Origin of the sequence: Pseudomonas anguilliseptica (assembly GCF_900105355.1) — a bacterium.
Taxonomy (GTDB): domain Bacteria; phylum Pseudomonadota; class Gammaproteobacteria; order Pseudomonadales; family Pseudomonadaceae; genus Aquipseudomonas; species Aquipseudomonas anguilliseptica.
Genome location: NZ_FNSC01000001.1, coordinates 1,033,866 through 1,055,978 on the forward strand (window position 1 = coordinate 1,033,866; position 22,113 = coordinate 1,055,978).

The following is a 22,113-nucleotide window of genomic DNA, read 5'->3' on the forward strand; positions in this document are numbered from 1 at the left end:
CTGCCCATGGACTGTCTATTTTGCAAGATCGTCGCTGGTGCAATACCGGCGCGCAAGCTTTATGAAGACGATCAGGTGATTGCCTTTCACGATATTGGCCCGCAGGCACCGGTGCATTTTCTGGTTATCCCGAAAAAACACATCAGCACCCTCAATGACCTGACTGAGGCAGACAAGCCGTTGGCCGGGCATATTCTCTTTATCGCCCAGCGTCTGGCCAAGGCGCAAGGCTGTGAGGAAGGCTTTCGCGTGGTGATGAACTGCAGTGACCTGGGCGGCCAGACGGTGCACCACATCCATATGCACGTGCTGGGTCAAAGGCAGATGGCATGGCCACCGGGTTGAGTCGTTCATTACTCGGCACACTGACCTTGCTTGCTCTGTTGATTGGCAATCCAACGCAGGCGCATACGGTTGGTAGCGTATTCAGCGACGCCTTGCCCAAGGGCAAGCAAGGACCGCAGCTGGTTGTGCTGCCTGCCGGGCGCTATCTGTTGGGTGATCACAGTGGCCGCGGCAACCATAACGAACGCCCGCTGACGCCGATAAAAATCAACCGCCCCTTCGCCATAGGCCGCTACGAAGTCAGTTTCGCTGACTGGCAGCAGTATGCCGACGCCACCGCTACGGCCATGCCGGATAACGAGGGCTGGGGGCTGTCGGCGCAGCGACCGGTGATCCATGTGTCCTGGCATCAGGCCCAGGCCCAGGCCTATAGCCAATGGCTGTCGAAGGTCACCGGCCAGCGCTATCGCCTGCCCACCGAGGCCGAGTGGGAATACGCCGCCCGCGCCGGCAGCACCAGCTATTACTGGTGGGGCGAGCAGCTCGACAGCCCGGAAACCCGCCCGCGCGCGCATTGCCGCGGCTGCGCCACTTCGCGCCTGATCCAGAGCAAAACCGAGCGCGTCGGCCAGTTCACCGCCAATGCCTTCGGCCTGCATGACACCGCCGGCAACGTTTGGGAATGGACCGCCTCGCGCTTCGCTAGCCCCTTCGACGGCAGCGAGCAACAGGCGGCCAGCCTGCTCGACAACAGCCCGCGGGTCGTGCGCGGTGGCGCCAGGAACAGTGGCCCGAGTTACCTGCGCAGCAGCCAGCGCGATATGAAGCAGCCGCAACACAAGGATTACGCCCTGGGTTTTCGCGTGCTGCGTGAATTGCCTTGAGGTCAACGCGTGGCAAGGCTGCGACGAAACGTCAACAGACCTTCTCCCGCGCGTGGAGTAAACTGAGCGCCGTCATCATCGCCGGAGGTCCCTATGGCCAGCGAACGTCACTTCTCACCCGTTGATCGCCTGCTGCTGCAAGCCGATGCTGCCTTGCGCACCTTGCTGCCCTTCAGCGGCCAGCCGACGCGGCCCTCACCGGCCATCGTGCAACCGGAAGCCGAGCTGGATGAACAGCAGGCCCAGCATGTTGCGGGTTTGATGCGCATCAACCATACCGGCGAAGTCTGCGCCCAGGCGCTCTACCAGGGCCAGGCCCTTACCGCCAAGCTGCCGCAGGTGCGCCAGGCGATGGAACATGCGGCTGATGAGGAAATCGACCATCTGGCTTGGTGTGAGCAACGCATCCGTCAACTCGATAGCCAGCCCAGCATTCTCAACCCGCTGTTCTACGGCCTGTCATTCGGCGTTGGTGCAGCGGCCGGGCTGATCAGCGACAAGGTCAGCCTGGGGTTTGTCGCCGCCACCGAAGATCAGGTGGTCAAACACCTCGATGAACACCTGCAGCAGATCCCACTGGAAGACCAGAAGTCCCGGGCGATTCTTGAGCAGATGCGTGTCGATGAAGAGCAACACGCCTGCAACGCACTGGACGCCGGCGGCTTGCGCTTCCCGGCGCCAGTGAAGTTCGGCATGAGCCTGCTGGCCAAGGTGATGACCAGCACCACCTACCGCGTGTAAGACTGAATCGCAGGCACAGAAAAGGGCACCGAGGTGCCCTTTTTCATGTCGCCAGGTATCTACAACCGCTTACTCGCCCAACTCGACAATCTCGTAGTCGTGGGTGATTTCGACGCCGCCGCGGCCCAGCATGATCGAGGCCGAGCAGTACTTCTCGGCCGACAGCTCAACCGCACGCTTGACCTGAGCCTCCTTCAAACCACGGCCCTTGACCACGAAATGCAGGTGGATCTTGGTAAATACCTTGGGCTCTTCCGTAGCACGCTCCGCTTCCAGAAAAGCTTCACAGCTTTCTACCGCTTGGCGGGACTTATTCAGGATGCTGACCACATCGAAGTTGCTGCAGCCACCCAGACCAATCAGCACCATCTCCATCGGCCGCACACCCAGGTTGCGTCCACCGCTCTCTGGCGGGCCGTCCATTACCACCGCATGGCCGCTGCCCGATTCTCCGATAAACAGGGCTTCGCCTGCCCACTGAATACGCGCTTTCATTACTCGGGCTCCGCTGTTAAAAAGGAAGGCAGCTTAGCACAGCACCGTTACAACCTCTTTGGGTGCCAAGAGAGCCAAAAGCTCGTGCTGAGTGTTAGCCAGGTCGCAAAACAACACCTAGTCTTAGACTGGTGGTTAAGCTGATAGCTAATTACTGGCACACTTGTACAGATAACTATTATTAGAACTTCAGCCGCACAACGGCTTACCTTTATAAATTCGGGATTCAGGCATGGTAGCTATTACCCTCACACCTAAAATAAAAAATCTCGACAAGCTTCTCGCGCATTGCCACCGCCGTCGCTACACCGCCAAGAGCACCATCATCTATGCGGGCGATCGCTGCGAAACGCTGTTCTTCATCGTCAAAGGGTCGGTCACTATCCTAATCGAAGACGATGATGGTCGTGAAATGATCATCGCTTACCTCAACTCCGGCGACTTCTTCGGAGAAATGGGCCTGTTCGAAAAGGACGGTACCGAAAAAGAACGTAGCGCCTGGGTGCGCGCCAAGACCGAGTGCGAAGTGGCAGAGCTGAGCTACGCCAAATTCCGCGAGCTGACCCAACAAGACCCCGATATTCTCTATGCCCTGGGCAGCCAGATGGCTGAACGCCTGCGCAACACCACGCGCAAGGTCGGCGACCTGGCCTTCCTCGACGTCACCGGCCGTGTTGCCCGTACCCTGCTCGATCTGTGCAAGCAACCCGACGCCATGACCCACCCGGACGGCATGCAGATCAAGATCACCCGTCAGGAAATCGGTCGTATCGTTGGCTGCTCCCGCGAGATGGTCGGTCGTGTGCTCAAAGCACTGGAAGAACAAGGCCTGGTCAGCGTCAAAGGCAAAACCATGGTGGTGTTCGGCACGCGCTGAACCCCCAGCTGCAGCCATAAAAAAGCCGACGCATGCGTCGGCTTTTTTATGTGTCGTGGTTTCAGTCCACGTCAGGGGCAGCGATCACCCGCTTGCGCTCGGGAAAGAACAGTCGTTCCAGTTCAGCCCCTGGATTATCAGCACGCATAAACGCTTCGCCAACCAGAAAGGCATACACCTCGCTGATTTCCATCAGCTCGACATCGGCACGATTAAGGATGCCACTCTCGGTCACCACCAGGCGATCACGCGGAATGCGCGGCAGCAGGTCGAGGGTGGTTTCCAGGCTCAGTTCGAAGGTGTGCAGGTTACGGTTGTTGATCCCCACCAGCGGTGTATCCAGGGTCTTCAGCGCCCGCTCCAGTTCGTCGCCGTCGTGCACTTCCACCAGCACATCGAGATCGAATGCCTTGGCCGTCGCAGCCAGCTCGGCCATCTGTGCGTCTTCCAGCGCTGAGACAATCAACAACACGCAGTCGGCCCCCAGGGCACGAGCCTCCACGATCTGGTAAGGATCGATCATGAAATCCTTGCGAATCACCGGCAGCGAGCACGCAGCACGGGCTTCCTGCAGATAACGATCCGCACCCTGAAAGAAGTCGATATCGGTCAGCACTGACAGACAGGTGGCACCGCCGGCCTGATAGCTCTGGGCAATCTCGGCAGGCACGAAATGCTCGCGCAGCACACCCTTGCTTGGCGAGGCCTTTTTGATTTCGGCGATCACCGCCGGCTGCTTGCGCTTGGCCTGGCTGATCAGCGCCTCGGCAAAGCCGCGCACCGGATCGGCAGCACGGGCTTGCTGCTCAAGCTCGGCCAGCGAAACAACGGCGCGGCGAGCGGCGACTTCCTCAGCCTTGCGCGCAAGAATCTTCTCCAGAACGGTTGGAATACTCACCAGGCATTCTCCTCTTTGAATACAGCGGTAAAGGACACCAACTCCTGCAACTTCTCCCAGGCCAGGCCGGTGTGCAAGGCGTCATGGGCCAGCTGCACGCCCTGCTTGAGGCTGCTCGCCAGATCCGCCGCATACAGCGCCGCGCCGGCATTCAGGGCAATCATGTCGGCCGCTTTCTGCCCGGCGTCGGTCTTGCGTTTGCTCAGGGCATCACGAATCAGCGCCAGCGAAGCCTCCGGGCTTTCCACCGCCAAGCCGACCAGGCTCTGACTCTTCAGCCCGAGGTCTTCCGGCAACACCTCGTATTCGGTGATCTGCCCATCTTTCAGCTCGGCGACATGGGTCGCCGCCGCCAGACTGAATTCATCCAACCCATCGCGCGAGTGCACCACCAGGATGTGCTGACTGCCCAGGCGCTTGAGCACCTCGGCCAGCGGTCGGCACAGCGCCTGACTGAACACGCCCACCACCTGATGCTTGACCCCAGCCGGATTGGTCAACGGGCCAAGCATATTGAAGAGAGTACGCAGCCCCAGCTCACAACGCGGCACGGCGGCATATTTCATCGCCGAGTGATGCACCTGGGCAAACATAAAGCCGACACCGACGCTCTCGATGCAACGCGCCACCTGCACCGGCGTCAGACTCAGGTAGATCCCTGCGGCCTCCAGCAGGTCGGCGCTGCCGCTCTTGCCAGAAACGGCGCGATTGCCGTGTTTCGCCGCCTTGCCGCCCGCAGCCGCGACGACAAAACTCGCCGCGGTGGAGACGTTGAAGATGTTCGCGCCATCACCGCCAGTGCCGACCACATCCACCACATGGTCGAGGGTCTGCAGGTGCACATGGCTGGCCAGCTCACGCATGACCGAGACCGCCCCAACGATTTCGTCGATGGTCTCGCTTTTCATGCGCATGCCCATCAGAAAGGCGCCGATCTGCGTATCCGTACACTGGCCCGTCATGATTTCGCGCATGACGTCCTGCATTTCTTCGGTGCTCAGGTCGAGCTGATTGACCACTCGATTGAGGGCTTCCTTGATATTCATCAGCGCTGGCCTCCTTGTTGTTTGAGGAAGTTGGCAAACAGCTCATGGCCCTGTTCGGTAAGGATCGACTCAGGGTGGAACTGTACGCCCTCAATATGCAGAGTCTTGTGGCGCAGGCCCATGATCTCATCCACCGAACCGTCCTCATGCTGCGTCCACGCGGTGATTTCCAGGCAGTCCGGTAAGGTTTCGCGCTTGACCGCCAGGGAATGGTAGCGGGTCACGGTCAACGGGTTGTTCAGGCCGGCGAAAACGCCCAGATCGCGATGGAACACCGGGCTGGTCTTGCCGTGCATCACCTGTCGCGCGCGCACCACATCGCCGCCGAAAGCCTGGCCGATGCTCTGGTGGCCCAGGCACACGCCGAGAATCGGCAGTTTGCCGGCAAAGTGCAGGATGGACTCGATGGAAACCCCGGCTTCAGTCGGCGTGCACGGCCCCGGCGAGACCACAATACGCTCAGGCTTAAGCGCCTCGATCTCGGCAATCGACAGTTCATCATTGCGAATCACATGCACGTCAGCGCCCAGCTCGCCCAGGTACTGCACCACGTTGTAGGCAAAGGAGTCGTAGTTATCGATCATCAAAAGCATGGCGGGACTCCTCAGCGCGTGGACAGGTCAGGAGCGGTTTGCTCGGCAAGCGCCACAGCACGGAACATGGCGCGACGCTTGTTCAGCGTCTCCTCCCACTCCAGCGCTGGCACCGAGTCGGCCACGATGCCGGCACCGGCCTGCACGTGCAGTTCGCCATCTTTGATGACGGCAGTGCGAATGGCGATGGCGGTGTCCATATTGCCGTTCCAGGCCAGATAGCCCACAGCGCCACCGTAGACGCCGCGCTTGACTGGCTCCAGATCATCGATGATTTCCATGGCACGAATCTTCGGCGCGCCGGACAGGGTGCCGGCCGGCAGAATGGCGCGCAGCGCGTCCATTGCAGTGAGGCCTTCCTTCAGTTGGCCAGTAACGTTGGAGACGATGTGCATCACATTGGAATAACGCTCGATCACCATTTTCTCGGTGAGCTTGACGCTGCCGGTGCTGGCCACACGACCGACGTCGTTGCGCCCCAGGTCGATCAGCATCAGGTGCTCGGCGACCTCCTTGGCATCGGACAACAGATCCTCCTCCAGGGCCAGGTCAGCCTCTTCATTAGCACCACGCGGGCGCGTGCCGGCAATCGGGCGCACCGTGACCAAGCCATCTTCCAGGCGCACCAGCACCTCCGGCGAGCTGCCAACCACATGGAAGTCGCCGAAGTTGAAGAAATACATGTAGGGCGTCGGGTTGATGCAACGCAGCGCGCGGTACAGATCAATCGGCGCCGCCTTGAACGGAATCGACATGCGCTGCGAGATCACCACCTGCATGCAATCGCCGGCAAGGATGTACTCCTTGATCGCCTTGACCGCGTTTTCGTAGTCATCACGCTTGAAGCTGGAAACGAAGTCCGGCTCAGCACCAGCCGGCGCCGCCAGGTCCACGCCCAGGCGCGGAGTAATCGGCTGACGCAGCTTGTGCAAAATTTCCTGCAGGCGCGCCTGGCCCTGCTCCAGCGCATCGGCCGCACTCGGATCGACCAGCACAATGGCGTGCATCTTGCCGGCCAGGTTGTCGAACACCACCACGGCATCGGACACCATCAGCAGGATATCCGGCGTACCCAAGGCATCGGGGTTAACGCCCTTGGCCAGTTTGGGCTCGACGTAGCGCACGCTGTCATAGCCGAAATAACCGACCAGGCCACCGTTAAAGCGCGGCAGGCCGGCCAGGGTCGGCACCTTGTAGCGGTCCTTGAACTGCTCGACAAAGGCCAGCGGGTCTTCGCAGTGATGACGTTCCACTTCGACACCGTCGACGCTGATGGTCACCTCATGCTCGTAAGCACGCAGCACAGTGCGCGCCGGCAGGCCGATGATGGAGTAACGGCCCCACTTCTCACCGCCCTGTACGGATTCCAGCAGGTAGGTGTTGGCCTCATCGGCTAGCTTCAGATAAATGGACAGCGGGGTGTCGAAATCCACCAGGGTTTCGCAGGCAACAGGAATGCGGTTATAGCCGGCAGCGGCTAAACGCAGAAATTCTTCGCGGGTCATGAGCAGCCTCGTGGCTTGAGGTTAAAACGGTCGAATGCAGGCGCGCCGCCGTAGCGGCCAGGATCAGGTCAGAGGCGCCAGCGCCAACGGGCCAGGGCCTTGATGATTTTCATGTCGGTGCTTGCCGACCAGCGCGTGCAGGTGACCACCACAAAACTCTCTTAATTCAAGCGGGATTGAACTCCGGCCACACTAGCGCAGGGCCGGAGGCGAATCAACCCGCAAGGCCCGGCAAAAGCGCGGGCTCGGCAGGACGCAGCAGGCCGCTGAGGCAATCCAGCACATACGCCGGGTTTTCCTCGGCAATCGGCCGGCCGTGGTTGTAACCATAACTCAGCGCCACGCACGGCACCCCGGCGGCTTTGGCGGCTTTGGCGGCTTTGGCGGCAAGCACATCATTACGTGAATCACCGACAAACAACGCCTGCTCAGCCGTCACCCGTGCCAGCTTTAGTACATGCAGCAGCGCCGCCGGATCAGGCTTCTGCTGGGGCAAGGTGTCGCCGCCAACAATCCAGCGAAAATAGCCCCGAGGCCTTTTTCATCCAGCAGCGGCGCGACAAAGCGTTCGGGCTTGTTGGTGACAATCGCCAGCTCCACCTGTTGCTCGCGCAGCCAATCCAGCACCGGCCGCACACCGGGGTACACCTCGGTCAGCGCATGGTTTTCGGCGTAATGCTGCATAAACAGCTCCAGCGCCTGCTCGGTGAGGACCTCATCTATATGCTCATGGGCCAGCCCGCCCGCCAGGGCGCGGCGTACCAGCACCCGCGCACCATTGCCGACCCAGTCGCGTACCTGCGCCACACCCGCTGCCGGCCTCTCCAAATCGCGCAAAGTCTTGTCGATGGCTGCGGCCAGATCCGGCACCGAATCCACCAGGGTACCGTCCAGGTCAAACATCACCAGGCGCGGCACCTCACCCCGAAACAGCTCGCGCAGCAGACTCATCCGCGCGCCTGAGCCAGTTCGGCGCGCATGGCGTCGATCACGGTTTTGTAGTCCGGCTGATTGAAGATCGCCGAGCCGGCGACAAAGGTGTCGGCTCCAGCAGCGGCGATTTCGCGGATGTTCTGCACGTTCACCCCACCGTCGATCTCCAGACGGATTTCACGGCCAGAGGCGTCTATCAGCGCACGAGCCTCCTTGAGTTTCTCCAGGGTATGGGGAATGAACTTCTGCCCACCGAAACCTGGGTTAACGCTCATCAGCAGGATCATGTCCACCTTGTCCATCACATGCTTGAGCACATCCAGCGGGGTGGCCGGATTGAACACCAGACCGGCCTTGCAGCCGCCATCACGAATCAGCTGCAGGGAGCGATCGATGTGTTCGGACGCTTCCGGGTGGAAGGTGATATACGTGGCACCAGCCTCGATAAAGTCACCGATGATGCGGTCGACTGGCTTGACCATCAGGTGCGCGTCAATCGGCGCGGTGATGCCGTATTTACGCAGCGCCGCACAGACCATCGGTCCGATGGTCAGGTTGGGCACATAATGGTTGTCCATGACATCGAAGTGCACGATGTCGGCACCGGCGGCGAGCACCTTGTCCACTTCCTCGCCCAGACGGGCGAAATCGGCAGACAGAATCGACGGAGCAATGGCGAAGGGTTGCATAGCGCACCTCAGTGGCATTCACGGAAGGCGCGCATTGTACCAGCCCGATCCAAGGCCTGGCGCGCATGAGCGGCACCTGACAAAGCTGAGCGGAAAAGGCTAGGCTGCTGAAACCCGATGTTCACCGGAGAACCCCATGTTTTCGCGCCCTGTTGCCCTGGCCCTGAGCCTGCTGCTATCGATCAGCCCGCTACAGGCTGAAGAAGAAACTCCTGCAGAAGAAGCCCCCGCCGCTACGGACGCCTCAACCGAGACGACAGAGGAAGTACGTGCGCCCCTAGCCGAACGCAGTGAGGTCGAAGCCACGGCGCTGGAGCAGCAACTGGAGCAAAAGGAACAGCAGCAACTGCAGGCTGGCGATGAACGCTTCCTGGCCCTCTGGCTGCCGGCCAATGTCGGCGAACCCAGCGGCGCAGTGATCATTCTGCCAGGGGATGATGAAACCGCCGACTGGCCACAAAGTGTCGCCCCCTTGCGCCGCAAACTGCCAAACGGCGGCTGGCATAGTCTCAGCGTGACCCTGCCCGCCCCCAATAGCGATGCACCACCACTGCGCAGCGCCGAGCTACCCACTACAGAATCTGCAGAAGACGCTGCTGCCGACACCACAGAAGCACCGACAGAGGAAAGCGTCGAGAGCAGCCCAGCAACAGATGAAGCCGCGACGGAAAACCGCAATAGTCAGCTAGACAGTGCCGAAGCCGCGGCAAACAAAGTGAAAAACATTGAGGAGCAGCAGAAAGCCCATGCCGAACGCGTATTGGCACGCATCGAATCGGCCATCGCGTTCGCCGAACAACGGCAGGCCAACACCATTGTGTTGCTCGGCCACGGCAGCGGCGCCTACTGGGCCGCACGCTACCTGGCCGAACGCAAGCCAGCCAAGATTCAGAACCTGCTGCTGGTAGCCGCACAATTGCCCGCTGGCTATACACCGCCACTCGATGAGCTGATTTCGCAGCTGCAACTGGCCACTGGCGACTTCTATTACAAGGATCTGGCAGCCGACCGCCAGGCCGCCCTCAAGCGCTCGCAAGCCAGCAAACGACAGAAGCACCCCAGCTATATACAGATCGCCATGAAAGCCCTGCCAGGCAACCGCGAAGCCGAACAGGAGCAACTCTACCGCCGTATCCGTGGCTGGCTGACGCTGAAATTGCAGGCGAAATAGCCCTAGCAGGCCGTTGAAAAACGTTAGGGATGGTCTGAAGTAGCCCTGTATTTCCGGTCAACTTCAGCCTCCGCTGATTTTGAAAGCGGAAAACTGATCAAAAACGATCAAGTCATCCGCTCATTTCGGTGTTTCTGGCCGCCGCGAGCACCTCGCAGCGGTCATTTCCCACATTACAGGCGCACCTCTCCTGCATTCGTCAGCAAATGTCGACGGGCCATCCACAGGTTCGACAGGGCGAACAGCGTTACCAGTTGTGCGGTGTTTTTGGCCAGGCCACGGAAGCGCGTCTTCACATAACCGAACTGGCGCTTGATCACGCGAAACGGATGCTCGACCTTGGCGCGCACTTGGGCTTTGGCCTTCTCGATCTTGCGCTTGGCTTTGTATAACCCGCTGCGCTTATCGAGCTTCCTGTAGGTGCTGCGGCGTGCCGCCACCTGCCAGATTACCTTCCGACCTTCATGCTCCGGACGCTTTTCGACACCGGTGTAACCTGCGTCAGTACACACCACGTTTTCGTCGCCGTGCAGCAGTTTGTCTACCTGGGTGACATCCGCCACGTTGGCTGCCGTGCCTACTACGCTGTGCACCAGACCCGACTCGTCATCCACGCCGATGTGCGCCTTCATGCCGAAGTAGTACTGGTTGCCCTTCTTTGTTTGGTGCATTTCCGGATCGCGCTTACGGTCCTTGTTCTTGGTCGAACTCGGCGCATTGATCAACGTGGCATCGACGATGGTGCCCTGGCGCAGTGACAGACCACGGTCGCCCAGGTAGCCGTTAATCACGGCCAAGATGCCTGCAGCCAGCTCGTGTTTCTCCAGCAAGCGACGGAAGTTGAGGATGGTGGTTTCATCGGGAATGCGCTCCAGGCTTAAGCCGGCGAACTGGCGCAGGATGGTGGTCTCGTACAGCGTTTCCTCCATCGCCGGATCGCTGTAACCGAACCAGTTTTGCATCAGATGCACACGCAGCATCGCCATCAGCGCATAGGCGGGCCTGCCACCTTCGCCCTTCGGGTAGTGCGGATCGATCAGGGTGACCAATCCTTCCCACGGCACTACTCGATCCATCTCGATCAGGAACAACTCTTTGCGGGTCTGCTTGCGCTTGCCTGCGTACTCGGCGTCGGCGAAGGTCATCTGCTTCATCGGAAAACTCGACGGGTGGAATCCGGGTATTTTGCCAAAATCAGGAAGTCTTCTTCAGAGTTTCCTTAGCGAGACAGTCAGCGCAAGGCAAAAGCCAGCAAGGAAGCGAATGAGCATTACTCGTTTCACTCGCCCTTCGGGTCGCGCTAAAGCGCGTTAGCCGCAAGCGGCTTGCCGAGTTTGCTTTTAATGCCGCGATGGCAACGCAGGTAGTCTTTCTACAGCCTGCTAACGAAAGCAGTGACGCTGGCGAATCAGATCATAGGCCTGGTGCAACTCACGGGTACACTCAGTCGCCTCGCGCACACGCTCTGGCGTGGCGCCGCTGCCCGCCAGCTTGTCGGGGTGATGGCGACTCAATAAGCGTCGATACGCCTGCTTGATCTGCGCCGGCTCGGCATCGGCATTTACGTTCAACAGATTCAGGGCACGTTGATAGGCATTACTGGCCGTCGAAACCAGCGGCCCTTGCTGCGGTGCGTAGGCATCACTCAGCTGCGCCTGGGTTGCCGATGAAACCTGCAGCCATTTACCCCAGAGCATGATCAGTTCACGCTCGGCCTGGCCGACCTGACCATCAACCCAGGCCATCCGCCAGCACGCGCGCAGCAGCACCTCACTGCGCTCACGCTGACGATGCAGCGGCACACGCAAGCTGTCTCGTCCGGTCTTGCCCCGAGCAAAGGCCGCTATCGCCTGACGCTGCCCCTCGGCATCCAAACCCAGACGCTGCATTTCCGCTTGCGCCTGCTGGATATGCGCCGGCAGCACACGACCACCGCTTTTGGCCAAACGCCCCAGCAACACGAATAGCAGCCACTCATCACGCACCTCGGCGCGACCACCCAGGTGCTCACGCAAGGCGGCCCACGACTGCAGACGCAAACGCCGATCCAGCACCTGGCCCAGCAAACCACCGAGCATGGCACCCGGAATACTGGCAACCGCCAGCCCGGCAACCGCGCCGAGAAGGGTCACAGGCCAGATCATCCTAGCCGCGCGCCTCAAGCAGACGTTCGACCTGAGCCAGGCGCTCATGGGTACCCACATCCACCCAGCAACCGTCAAACTGCTCGCCCGTAACCTGCCCCGCCGCCATGGCCGCACGCAGCAATGGCGCAAGCGAGAACACACCAGCCTCACAGCCAGCAAAAAGCCCAGGCGATAACACGGCCATGCCGCTGTAGGTCAGACTGCCCTGCCCCTCCTGCGCGTCCGTCACCTGTCCATTCTGCAAACAGAAATCGCCCTTGACGTGATGGCCAGGGTTCTCGATCAACACCAGGTGCGCCAGGCCGGATAACGGACGGCGCAACTCGGCAAAGGGGTAGTCGGTAAAGATATCGCCATTGATCAATACAAACGGCTGATCACCCAACAACGGCAGGGCCTGAAAGATCCCACCGCCGGTTTCCAACGGTTCACCCTCGGCGGAATAGGCAATGCTGACGCCGAAGCGCGCTCCATCACCCAGGTAATCCTCAATCTGCTGCCCCAGCCAGGCATGATTGATCACCAGCTCGGTAAACCCGGCCGCCGCCAACGCGCGCACGCGGTATTCGATCAAGGGCACGCCGGCCGCGCGTACCAATGGTTTGGGTGTATGCAGGGTCAGCGGGCGCAGCCGCTCACCTTTACCGGCGGCCAGAATCATCGCTTTCATACCGGCTCCCGCCGCAGGCTGCCGAGTAGCTCAGCCAGCTCAGCCAGCTCCGGCCGCCGCGCCAACACCGCATCTATATAAGAGAAGAACCGCGGCACATCATCCAGGTACTTGGGCTTGCCATCGCGATGACAGATGCGCGCGAAGATACCGATCACCTTGAGATGGCGCTGCACGCCCATCAAGTCGCTGCCTCGCAGAAAATCTTCCAGCACCGGCTGAACCGGCACACCTGCCTCACGCGCCTGCTGCCAATACTGTTCCAACCAACTGCGTACGCGCGCCTCGGGCCAGCTGAGAAAGGCATCCTTGAACAGACAGGTGACGTCATAGGTCACAGGGCCGTAAACCGCATCCTGAAAATCCAGCACACCCGGGTTCGGCTCACTGAGCATCAGGTTGCGCGGCATATAGTCGCGATGCACCAGCACTTGGGGCTGGGCCAGGGCACTGTCGATCAACAGCTGACTGACGCGCTGCCATAGGGCCTGCTCCCGCTCGCTGAACTCGACGCCCAGGTGGCGTTGTACATACCACTCGGGAAATAGCTGCAACTCACGGCGCAGCAGGGCATCGTCATAACTGGGCAATGGCGTAGTCATCGGCAGTTGCTGAAACGCCAATAGCGCCTGCAGCGCATCGGCAAACAGCGCGTCAGCATTGCCTGCGTTAATCACATCCAGATAGGTCTGCCGACCTAAATCGTTGAGCAATAAAAAGCCTCGATCGAGATCAGCGGCAAGAATCTGCGGCACATTTAGACGTGCCTCGGCCAGCAAATGCGCCACCTTGACGAAGGGTGCGCAATCTTCCTGCGGCGGCGGTGCGTCCATCACGATCAGGCTACGCCCAGCGCCTTGCCAACGAAAATAGCGGCGAAAACTGGCATCACTGCTTGCAGAGGTAAGCGTGGCGGCGGGTACAGCGCCCCAACCCTGCTCGGCGAACAGCCCAGGCAGCTGCTGATCCAGCCAGTTTTCGAGGAGTTTTAAGCGTACATTTTCATCAGGCATTACAAGGTCTCCGACGGCGCTAGCCGTTGCGCGGGTCATGCTTTATTATCCAGCATCTTTTCAAGCCCATCGAGAGGCGTGCGGCCTCAGGGGCAATGGCGCGCAGGAAGCCCGGAAAAAATAAGATGGCAGTAAAATACCCCGCGTTTCGTAAAAAATTCCCTCTACTGGTCACTGGCAGCCTTCTGGCGCTACAACCTTTAGCCGTTCCTTATGCTATCGCTGCCGAGCAGTACGATTGCCAGGTTTCCGCCTCCGGCGGCTGGGCATGCGCCCCGAAGACCAGCAATGCTGCACTGCCAGCACGGCCAGTACAACGTGATTCGGTCGCCAGCAACAAAGCTGGCGAAAGTAGCTCCGAAGCACCTGAAGGGAAAACCGCGCAAGCGACCCTGGTGACTGAAAGCCGTGGCAAAGGCCTCGACTCGCGCAGCGCTGACTACAGCCACCTGGACTGGGTACCGCGAGAAAACCTCAGCGCCGCCCAGCTGGCTGAAGCCGGCCCTTATTGCGCAGGTGCTTATATAGAGCCGACGCGTCCGGGTATGGACGACAAGACGCCTATGGACGAAGCGCCGATGTTCGTATCGGCTAAAGCTTCGCGCTACGAGCAGGAAGAACAGGTCGCCACCCTCGCCGGCGATGTGGTTCTGCGCCAGGCCGGCATGCAGGTTGAAGCGGATGAAGCCAACCTGCGTCAGGCGGAAAACCGCGGTGAGCTGATCGGTAATGTGCGCCTGCGTGACCAGGGCATGCTGGTGGTGGGTGACCGCGCCGAGTTGCAACTGGACAACGGTGAAGCCAAAGTCGACAACGCCGAATATGTGCTGCACAAGAGCCATATTCGCGGTAACGCGCTTTACGCCAAGCGTGAAGAAAGCGCGATTATCCGCCTGAAAGACGGCACCTACACCAGCTGCGAACCGGGCAGCAACGCCTGGCACCTGAAGGGCAACAACATCACCCTGAACCCGGCCACCGGTTTCGGCACCGCGACCAACGTCACCTTGCGAGTGAAGAATATTCCGGTGTTTTACACACCTTATATCTACTTCCCGATTGATGACCGTCGCCAGTCCGGCTTCCTGCCACCAAGCATTGGCAGTTCGAGCGATAACGGCCTGACCCTGCAGACGCCTTACTACTTCAACCTGGCGCCGAACTACGACGCCACGCTGTACCCGACCTATATGAGCGATCGCGGCTTGATGATGGAAGGCGAATTTCGCTACCTCACCAAGAACAGCGAAGGTCAGGTGGGCGGCGCGTATCTCGATGACAGCAACGATGACCGCAAACTGCAGTCGGATTACGAAGATCAGCGCTGGATGTACAGCTGGCAGCACAAAACAGGCCTGACCTCGCGCTTGCTGGCTGAAGTCGACTACACCGACATCAGCGATCCGTATTATTTTCAAGATCTAGGCACTGACTTGGGAGTCAGCTCCACTAGCTACATCAACCAACGCGGAACCCTGACCTATCGCGGCAACGGCTATACCGCACGGCTGAATGCACACGCTTATGAGCTGGCCAATATCACGGACATCACCCCGTACAATCGTTTGCCACAACTGACCCTGGATGGCGTGCTGCCATTTAAACCAGCTGGGGTGAACTTCAGTTATGGCACGGAATATGTGCGTTTTGACCGCAACCTACGCAAAGGCAACTTCATCAATGAAGATGGGGTAGTTGAACAGCCCTGGTATGACACAGTCGTTCAAGGCCTGGCACGCGCCAATGGTGAGCGCCTGCATGTCGAGCCAGGCGTCAGCCTGCCGCTCAACTGGAGCTGGGGCTTTATCAAGCCGCAGGTCAAGTACCTGCAGACCAACTATGACCTGACCCTGGATCAGCAAGGCAAAAACACGCTGCTGGCCGAACAGGAATACAAAAGCAGCCAAAGCCGCGGCGTCGGCATGTTTAGCCTGGATAGCGGCCTGTACTTTGACCGCAATACCCAATGGTTCGGCAAGTCCTATCGGCAAACACTGGAGCCACGCCTGTTCTACCTCTATGCTCCCGAAGAAGACCAGACGGACATCCCAATCTTCGATACCGGCGAAAGCACATTCAGCTACTCCTCGCTGTGGCGTGAAAACCGCTTCTCCGGCAAGGATCGTATCGGCGACGAGAACAAGCTGTCTCTGGGTATAACCAACCGCTGGATTGAGCCCAACGGCTTTGAGCGCCAACGCTTTAGCATCGGCCAGGCCTTCTACTTTGAAGATCGCCAAGTGCAGCTACCAGGCATTGATTACCGCACCCGCAGCGACGCCACGGCATCAGTATCGCCTTATGCGCTTGAGTACCTGTATCGCTTTAACCGCGACTGGCGCTTCTCGTCGGACTTCAACTGGGATCCGGACAGCGGCAGCACCCGTTCAGGTAGCGCGATGTTCCATTACCAGCCAGAAGACAACCCGAACAAGGTGGTCAACGCCGGTTATCGCTACCGCAATGACACTGTGCGTTATGACGAGGCTACTGGTAACTGGGTAGTAGGCGGTGGCGACTACGGCACCCCCGGCAGCGCGAACTACATCAAGGACTACTACAAGATCAGTCAGCATGACTTCTCGGTGATCTGGCCGATCGTACCGCAATGGAGCGTGATCTCCCGCTGGCAGTATGACTACGGTCGCGACCGCACCCTGGAGGCCTTCGCTGGCTTCGAATACGACAGCTGCTGCTGGAAACTGCGCCTGTTCAACCGCTACTGGATCGACTACGACGAAGTCAGCCTGAACCCGTCGCTGAACGACCAGGCTGATCGCGGCATCTTCCTGCAGATCGTACTCAAAGGTCTGGGTGGTGTAGTCGGCAATAAAGTTGAGACTTTCCTCGACCAAGGCATTCAAGGTTATCGTGAACGTGAAGACAAAGCTTTCTGATTGCGTGCGCCCGCTGCTGTTGGGCGCGCTGTTTCTGGGTACTGCGGCACACGCTGAGGTACAGCCACTCAACCGTGTTGTAGCGATTGTCGATAACGATGTCGTCATGCAAAGCCAGCTCGATTCACGCCTGCGTGAAGTGCAGCAGACCATTGCCCAGCGCGGCGCCGCCCTGCCGCCTGAGCATGTGCTCAGCCAGCAGGTGTTGGAGCGCCTGATCATCGAAAACATTCAGCTGCAGATTGGTGAACGCTCCGGCATTCGGATTACCGATGAAGAGCTGAACCAGGCCATCGGCACCATCGCTCAGCGCAATGGCATGAGCATCGAGCAGTTCCGCGCCGCTCTAGCTGCAGACGGTTTGTCGTACACCGATGCGCGTGACCAGGTACGCCGCGAGATGATCATCAGCCGTGTGCGCCAGCGCCGTGTGGCTGAGCGCATCCAGGTCACCGACCAGGAAGTGCAGAACTTCCTCGCTTCGGACATGGGCAAGATGCAGCTTTCCGAAGAGTTCCGCCTGGCCAACATCCTGATTCCAGTACCCGAAGGTGCTTCCCCGGAAGACATCCAGGCCGCAGACCGCCAAGCTCGCGATCTGTACCAACAGCTGCAACAAGGCGCGGACTTCGCCCAACTAGCCATTGCCCGCTCAGCCAGTGAAACCGCGCTGGAAGGCGGCGAAATGGGCTGGCGTAAAGCCGGGCAGCTGCCACCGCCCTTCGACACCATGCTTAGCGCCTTGCCAGTTGGCCAGGTCACTGAGCCGCTGCGTACTCCCGGCGGTTTCATCATGCTCAAGCTGCTGGAAAAGCGCGGCGGCGACAGCCAGGTACGTGACGAAGTGAATGTTCGCCACATTCTGATCAAACCCAGCGAAATCCGCAGTGAAGCTGAAACCAAACGCCTGGTTGAACGTCTGCACCAGCGCATCCTGGCCGGGGAAGATTTCGCCGAACTGGCGAAGAGCTTCTCCGAAGACCCAGGCTCGGCGCTGAACGGCGGCACGCTGAGCTGGATCGACCCGAACGTGCTGGTGCCAGAGTTCCGTGAAGTAATGAACAGCACGCCGGCGGGCGAGTTGTCCAAACCGTTCAAGAGCCCTTACGGCTGGCATGTGCTGGAAGTCATGGGCCGTCGTGCCACTGACAGCAGCGCCCAGTTCCGCGAGCAGCAGGCCATGACCGTACTGCGTAATCGCAAGTACGATGAAGAGCTGCAAGCCTGGCTGCGCCAGATCCGCGACGAAGCCTACGTCGAGACCAAGCTCTGACAGGTGCCTCGCCCTAACGCGAGATAACAGACAAGCCCGGTTTATGCGCACGCAAACCGGGCTTTTTTGTGGCCGACCCTGCCTGGCGACTACTCGCCGGCCCGACGCATAATGACCCTAAACCCCGATCAACTGATGCACTGCCCCGTTGACGCATAGCGAGAGCCTACCGATGAGCCACGCCCGCCTTTTCGCGCTGACCCCTGGTGAGCCCGCCGGCATAGGTCCCGACCTGTGCCTGCTGCTGGCCCGCGAAGCGCAGCCACATGCCTTGATTGCTATTGCCAGCCGCGACCTGCTAGCTGAGCGCGCCCAGCTGCTGGGATTAAGCATTGATCTGATCAGCGTCAGCCCCGATGCCTGGCCAAGCCAGGCTGCACCCGCCGGCAGCCTGTATGTCTGGGACACCCTGCTGGCCGCCGCCGTAAACCCCGGCCAACTGAACGCAGACAATTCGCGCTATGTCCTAGAGACGCTTACCCGCGCGGGACAAAGCTGCCTCGACGGCCACTTCGCCGGGATGATTACCGCCCCCGTGCACAAGGGCGTGATCAACGAAGGCGGGATTGCCTTCTCCGGACACACCGAGTTTCTCGCCGAGCTGACCCACACCGAGCAGGTGGTGATGATGCTCGCTACCCACGGCCTACGCGTGGCGCTGGTGACTACGCACCTGCCACTCAAGGATGTGGCCGAAGCCATCACCCCCGAACGCCTCAGCCGGGTCACGCGCATCCTCGACCACGACCTGCGCACGAAATTCGGCATCGCCCGGCCGCGGATTCTGGTCTGCGGCCTCAATCCTCATGCTGGCGAGGGCGGCCATCTGGGCCGCGAGGAGATCGAGGTGATCGAGCCCACCCTGCAGCAGTTGCGCACAGAGGGCATCGAGCTGATCGGCCCCCTGCCGGCCGACACCCTGTTCACCCCCAAGCACCTCGAACATTGCGATGCAGTGCTGGCGATGTACCACGATCAGGGCTTGCCGGTGCTCAAATACAAGGGCTTTGGCGCTGCGGTAAACGTCACCCTGGGCCTGCCGATCATCCGCACCTCGGTCGACCACGGCACTGCGCTGGATCTGGCCGGCAGCGGCAAGATCGACTGCGGTAGCCTGCAGGTCGCCTTGCAAACCGCCTATGAAATGGCTGCCAGCCAGGTGAAAAGCCGCTGACGACTAAGCCCGGCACAGGGCGAACGCCGCCAATGCTGTTAAACTGCCGGGCTTTCTACCCGCGTTACATTCGCTTCAAGCCGATGCTTTGAAGCCTGGAGCTGCTGCATGTCCGATTACCAACACCGCGCGCGCAAGCGTTTCGGTCAGAACTTCCTGCATGACGCCGGAGTGATTCATCGCATCCTGCGCGCCATCAACGCCCGTGAAGGCGAGCACATGCTGGAAATTGGCCCAGGTCAGGGCGCGCTGACCGAAGGCCTGCTGAACAGCGGCGCGCAGCTCGACGTGATTGAACTTGACCGCGACCTGGTGCCAATCCTGCAACATCAGTTCGGCAGCAATCCGCGCTTTCGCCTGAATCAGGGTGACGCACTCAAGTTCGATTTCAACCAACTGCAGGCCGCGCCACGCAGCCTGCGCGTGGTCGGTAACCTGCCGTACAACATCTCCACGCCGCTAATCTTTCACCTGCTGAGCAATGCCGCACTGATTCGCGACATGCACTTTATGCTGCAGAAGGAAGTGGTCGAGCGCCTGGCCGCCGAACCCGGCGGTGGCGATTGGGGCCGCTTGTCGATCATGGTGCAGTACCACTGCCGCGTGGAGCACCTGTTCAATGTCGGCCCTGGCGCGTTCAATCCGCCGCCCAGGGTCGATTCAGCGATCGTCCGTCTGGTGCCGCACGAGGTGCTGCCACATCCGGCTAAAGACCACCACCTGCTCGAACGCGTGGTGCGCGAAGCCTTCAACCAGCGCCGCAAGACACTGCGCAACACCCTCAAGGCCTTGCTGCCGGCTGCTGCCATCGAAGAGGCCGGTGTGGATGGCAGCCTGCGCCCCGAACAACTGGACCTGGCGGCATTTGTACGCCTGGCAGACAAACTGGCTGAACAGCCCAACGCCGACTGACAGCGGCTAGACTGGGTACCTGCCCACTGAGTTAATTACGCATGAGCGATTCGCATTACAAGATCGACGTCAGCGTCGTCACCCGCTATCTGCCGGAGCAGTCACAGCCGGAGCAGAACCGCTTTGCCTTCGCCTACACCGTCACGGTAAGCAACAACGGCGAACTGTCGGCCAAGCTGCTCTCGCGGCACTGGGTAATTACCGATGGTGATGGTCGCGTGCAGGAAGTACGCGGTGCTGGCGTGATCGGCCAGCAGCCGCTGATCGAGGCTGGTTCCAGTCACACCTACAGCAGCGGCACCGTGATGACCACCCGCGTCGGTATCATGCAGGGTAGCTACCAGATGCTCGCCGAAGACGGCAAACGCTTTGACGCCGTGATCGCGCCCTTTCGTCTTGCGGTGCCGGGCTCGCTGCACTGATGGCCACTTACGCAGTCGGTGACCTGCAAGGTTGCCTGAAACCCCTGCAATGCCTGCTTGAGCGCGTAGCCTTTGATCCGTCACGCGACAAGCTGTGGCTGGTAGGTGATCTGGTCAACCGCGGCCCCGAATCCCTGGCGACGCTGCGTTTCCTCTACAACATCCGTGATGCGCTGACCTGCGTGCTGGGCAATCACGACCTGCACCTGCTGGCCGTGGCACACAATATCGAGCGCCTGAAGAAAGGCGACACCCTGCGCGAAATCATCGACGCACCAGATGCTGCTGACCTGCTCGACTGGCTGCGCCGGCAGAAGCTCCTGCATTACGATGAGGCCCGCGATATGGCACTCGTGCACGCGGGCATCCCACCGCAGTGGAACATGGACAAAGCCCTTCGCCGCGCTGCTGAAGTGGAAGAAGCCTTGCGTGATGACGCGCGCCTGCCGCTGTTTCTCGACGGCATGTATGGCAACGAGCCGGCCAAGTGGGACGGAGACCTGCACGGCGTAACGCGCCTGCGGGTAATCACCAACTACTTCACCCGCATGCGCTTCTGCAAAGCCGATGGCACCCTAGACCTGAAAAACAAGGAAGGCGTCGGCAGCGCACCACCGGGCTACGCCCCCTGGTTCAGCTGCAAACAGCGCAAGACCCGAGGTCAGCGCATCATCTTCGGCCACTGGGCAGCACTCGAAGGCCAGTCCCCAGAGCCCGACGTGATCGCCCTGGATACCGGCTGCGTATGGGGCGCAAGCATGACCCTGATGAATATCGATAGCGGCGAGAAATACAGCTGCGACTGTAAGGAGCAAGCATGAGCGAATTCAAACGCATCCCCCCCGAGCAGGCTCAGGCGTTGCGCCAACAAGGCGCCGTGGTGGTCGATATCCGCGACCCGCAAAGCTTTGCCGCCGGCCACATCAGCGGCTCGCAGCACCTCGACAACCACTCGCTGCACGCCTTTATCACCCAGGCCGATCTCGACGCACCGCTGATTGTCACCTGCTACCACGGCAACTCCAGCCAGAGCGCAGCGGCCTATCTGGTTGGCCAGGGTTTCAGTGAGGTCTACAGCCTCGATGGCGGCTTTGAACTGTGGCGCGCCACTTTCCCCAACGACACCGCGCACAGTTCGGAAGAATAATTTTTTCACCGCCCAGGCCGCACCAGCTGTGGCCTGCCGGGCATTGCCGACCAACGGTAATATCCTGTTATCGTTGCGCGGCCCTTGACCTCGCCGATTCCGAACTATCCTTTAGCTCAGGCCATCCAAAACAAGGTAGAGCCGGCCAAACGGCATCGGGCCATCGGTAAGAACCTGTTCAAGGTCTCGCGAGCTAGAGTCATGCAAGGCAAGAACAGGCGAGGAAGCGGAGTTTACTGATGTAAATGAGCATTCCGAGCCTGTTCTTAACGCAGCAGGATCGACGCGCAGCAGACGTTGGACAAGTTCTAAGATTATTAGGTGTTCTGGGGGTTTATCCC

At 60.1% G+C, this 22,113-nt stretch carries 23 protein-coding genes and 1 pseudogene; 12 read left to right on the top strand and 12 right to left on the bottom strand.

What is annotated here, in order from left to right; genetic code table 11:
• Nucleotides 1-6: 6 nt before the first annotated feature.
• From BLW24_RS05025 to coq7, 3 genes are all read left to right on the top strand, one after another.
• Nucleotides 7-345, top strand: a complete 339-nt coding sequence (locus tag BLW24_RS05025) for a histidine triad nucleotide-binding protein (protein WP_090377456.1) — start codon at nt 7-9, stop codon at nt 343-345.
• Nucleotides 330-1,169, top strand: a complete 840-nt coding sequence (locus BLW24_RS05030) for a formylglycine-generating enzyme family protein (protein WP_090377459.1) — start codon at nt 330-332, stop codon at nt 1,167-1,169. The genes BLW24_RS05025 and BLW24_RS05030 overlap by 16 nt, the downstream gene beginning before the upstream one ends.
• A 93-nt stretch (nt 1,170-1,262) precedes the next feature.
• Nucleotides 1,263-1,910, top strand: coding sequence for a 2-polyprenyl-3-methyl-6-methoxy-1,4-benzoquinone monooxygenase (gene coq7, locus BLW24_RS05035; RefSeq protein WP_090377462.1), 648 nt, complete (start codon nt 1,263-1,265; stop codon nt 1,908-1,910).
• Nucleotides 1,911-1,979: 69 nt separating this feature from the next.
• Here coq7 and BLW24_RS05040 read toward each other — a convergent pair whose 3' ends face one another.
• Entirely contained in the window at nt 1,980-2,405 is a 426-nt protein-coding gene (locus BLW24_RS05040; RefSeq protein WP_090377466.1) for an OsmC family protein, read from the bottom strand.
• Between the two features lie 232 nt (nt 2,406-2,637).
• Between BLW24_RS05040 and crp the strand changes: the two genes are divergently transcribed.
• Nucleotides 2,638-3,282, top strand: coding sequence for a cAMP-activated global transcriptional regulator CRP (crp, locus tag BLW24_RS05045; protein WP_090377469.1), 645 nt, complete (start codon nt 2,638-2,640; stop codon nt 3,280-3,282).
• 61 nt (nt 3,283-3,343) lie between these two features.
• On the opposite strand, the gene trpC is transcribed toward crp, so the two are convergent.
• From trpC to rpe, 7 genes and pseudogenes are all read right to left on the bottom strand, one after another.
• Nucleotides 3,344-4,180, bottom strand: coding sequence for an indole-3-glycerol phosphate synthase TrpC (gene trpC, locus BLW24_RS05050; protein WP_090377473.1), 837 nt, complete (start codon nt 4,178-4,180; stop codon nt 3,344-3,346).
• Entirely contained in the window at nt 4,177-5,226 is a 1,050-nt protein-coding gene (gene trpD, locus BLW24_RS05055; protein WP_090377476.1) for an anthranilate phosphoribosyltransferase, read from the bottom strand. The genes trpC and trpD overlap by 4 nt, the downstream gene beginning before the upstream one ends.
• On the bottom strand, nt 5,226-5,819 hold the full coding sequence (locus tag BLW24_RS05060; protein WP_090377479.1) for an aminodeoxychorismate/anthranilate synthase component II: 594 nt from the start codon (nt 5,817-5,819) through the stop codon (nt 5,226-5,228). Before BLW24_RS05060 ends, trpD begins: the two co-directional genes overlap by 1 nt.
• 11 nt (nt 5,820-5,830) lie before the next feature.
• Nucleotides 5,831-7,324 (bottom strand): anthranilate synthase component I, encoded by a 1,494-nt coding sequence (trpE, locus tag BLW24_RS05065; RefSeq protein WP_090377482.1) that lies wholly within the window; start codon nt 7,322-7,324, stop codon nt 5,831-5,833.
• Between the two features lie 214 nt (nt 7,325-7,538).
• Nucleotides 7,539-7,763 (bottom strand): hypothetical protein, encoded by a 225-nt coding sequence (locus BLW24_RS27105; protein ID WP_420875027.1) that lies wholly within the window; start codon nt 7,761-7,763, stop codon nt 7,539-7,541.
• Nucleotides 7,752-8,275 (bottom strand): annotated as a pseudogene (locus BLW24_RS05070) (HAD family hydrolase); the annotation flags it as partial. The gene BLW24_RS27105 and the pseudogene BLW24_RS05070, both read right to left, overlap by 12 nt.
• The gene (rpe, locus tag BLW24_RS05075; protein ID WP_090377485.1) at nt 8,272-8,946 is read right to left on the bottom strand and encodes a ribulose-phosphate 3-epimerase; all 675 of its coding nucleotides are present in this window, start codon (nt 8,944-8,946) and stop codon (nt 8,272-8,274) included. The gene rpe and the pseudogene BLW24_RS05070, both read right to left, overlap by 4 nt.
• 136 nt (nt 8,947-9,082) lie before the next feature.
• Here rpe and BLW24_RS05080 point away from each other — a divergent pair, with 136 nt between their 5' ends.
• A complete protein-coding gene (locus tag BLW24_RS05080; RefSeq protein WP_090377489.1) occupies nt 9,083-10,117 on the top strand; it encodes an alpha/beta hydrolase family protein in 1,035 nt (344 codons plus the stop codon).
• Nucleotides 10,118-10,290: 173 nt separating this feature from the next.
• Here the strand turns inward: BLW24_RS05080 and BLW24_RS05085 are convergent, their stop codons facing one another.
• The 4 genes from BLW24_RS05085 to BLW24_RS05100 form a co-directional block, all read right to left on the bottom strand.
• Complete coding sequence (locus BLW24_RS05085) at nt 10,291-11,271, bottom strand: IS5 family transposase (protein WP_090375570.1); 981 nt, start codon at nt 11,269-11,271, stop codon at nt 10,291-10,293.
• A 228-nt stretch (nt 11,272-11,499) separates the two neighbouring features.
• On the bottom strand, nt 11,500-12,261 hold the full coding sequence (locus BLW24_RS05090) for a DnaJ domain-containing protein (RefSeq protein WP_090377492.1): 762 nt from the start codon (nt 12,259-12,261) through the stop codon (nt 11,500-11,502).
• A 1-nt stretch (nt 12,262) separates the two neighbouring features.
• A complete protein-coding gene (murU, locus tag BLW24_RS05095) occupies nt 12,263-12,934 on the bottom strand; it encodes an N-acetylmuramate alpha-1-phosphate uridylyltransferase MurU (RefSeq protein WP_090377494.1) in 672 nt (223 codons plus the stop codon).
• Nucleotides 12,931-13,947 carry an aminoglycoside phosphotransferase family protein gene (locus tag BLW24_RS05100; protein ID WP_090377497.1) on the bottom strand — a complete coding sequence of 339 codons (1,017 nt, stop codon included), beginning with the start codon at nt 13,945-13,947 and terminating at the stop codon, nt 12,931-12,933. Before BLW24_RS05100 ends, murU begins: the two co-directional genes overlap by 4 nt.
• A 125-nt stretch (nt 13,948-14,072) precedes the next feature.
• On the opposite strand from BLW24_RS05100, the gene BLW24_RS05105 reads away from it, so the two are divergent.
• The 7 genes from BLW24_RS05105 (at nt 14,073) to glpE (ending at nt 21,772) form a co-directional block, all read left to right on the top strand.
• Nucleotides 14,073-16,844, top strand: a complete 2,772-nt coding sequence (locus BLW24_RS05105; RefSeq protein ID WP_090377500.1) for an LPS-assembly protein LptD — start codon at nt 14,073-14,075, stop codon at nt 16,842-16,844.
• Nucleotides 16,819-18,117: a peptidylprolyl isomerase gene (locus tag BLW24_RS05110; protein ID WP_090377503.1), complete on the top strand. Its 1,299-nt coding sequence runs from the start codon at nt 16,819-16,821 to the stop codon at nt 18,115-18,117. The genes BLW24_RS05105 and BLW24_RS05110 overlap by 26 nt, the downstream gene beginning before the upstream one ends.
• 172 nt (nt 18,118-18,289) lie before the next feature.
• The gene (gene pdxA, locus BLW24_RS05115; RefSeq protein WP_090377506.1) at nt 18,290-19,291 is read left to right on the top strand and encodes a 4-hydroxythreonine-4-phosphate dehydrogenase PdxA; all 1,002 of its coding nucleotides are present in this window, start codon (nt 18,290-18,292) and stop codon (nt 19,289-19,291) included.
• A gap of 108 nt (nt 19,292-19,399) precedes the next feature.
• Nucleotides 19,400-20,203, top strand: a complete 804-nt coding sequence (gene rsmA, locus BLW24_RS05120) for a 16S rRNA (adenine(1518)-N(6)/adenine(1519)-N(6))-dimethyltransferase RsmA (RefSeq protein WP_090377509.1) — start codon at nt 19,400-19,402, stop codon at nt 20,201-20,203.
• A 41-nt stretch (nt 20,204-20,244) separates the two neighbouring features.
• Entirely contained in the window at nt 20,245-20,625 is a 381-nt protein-coding gene (gene apaG, locus BLW24_RS05125; protein ID WP_090377512.1) for a Co2+/Mg2+ efflux protein ApaG, read from the top strand.
• Entirely contained in the window at nt 20,625-21,446 is an 822-nt protein-coding gene (locus tag BLW24_RS05130; RefSeq protein WP_090377516.1) for a symmetrical bis(5'-nucleosyl)-tetraphosphatase, read from the top strand. The genes apaG and BLW24_RS05130 overlap by 1 nt, the downstream gene beginning before the upstream one ends.
• Complete coding sequence (glpE, locus tag BLW24_RS05135; RefSeq protein ID WP_090377519.1) at nt 21,443-21,772, top strand: thiosulfate sulfurtransferase GlpE; 330 nt, start codon at nt 21,443-21,445, stop codon at nt 21,770-21,772. Before BLW24_RS05130 ends, glpE begins: the two co-directional genes overlap by 4 nt.
• Nucleotides 21,773-22,113 lie beyond the last annotated feature (341 nt).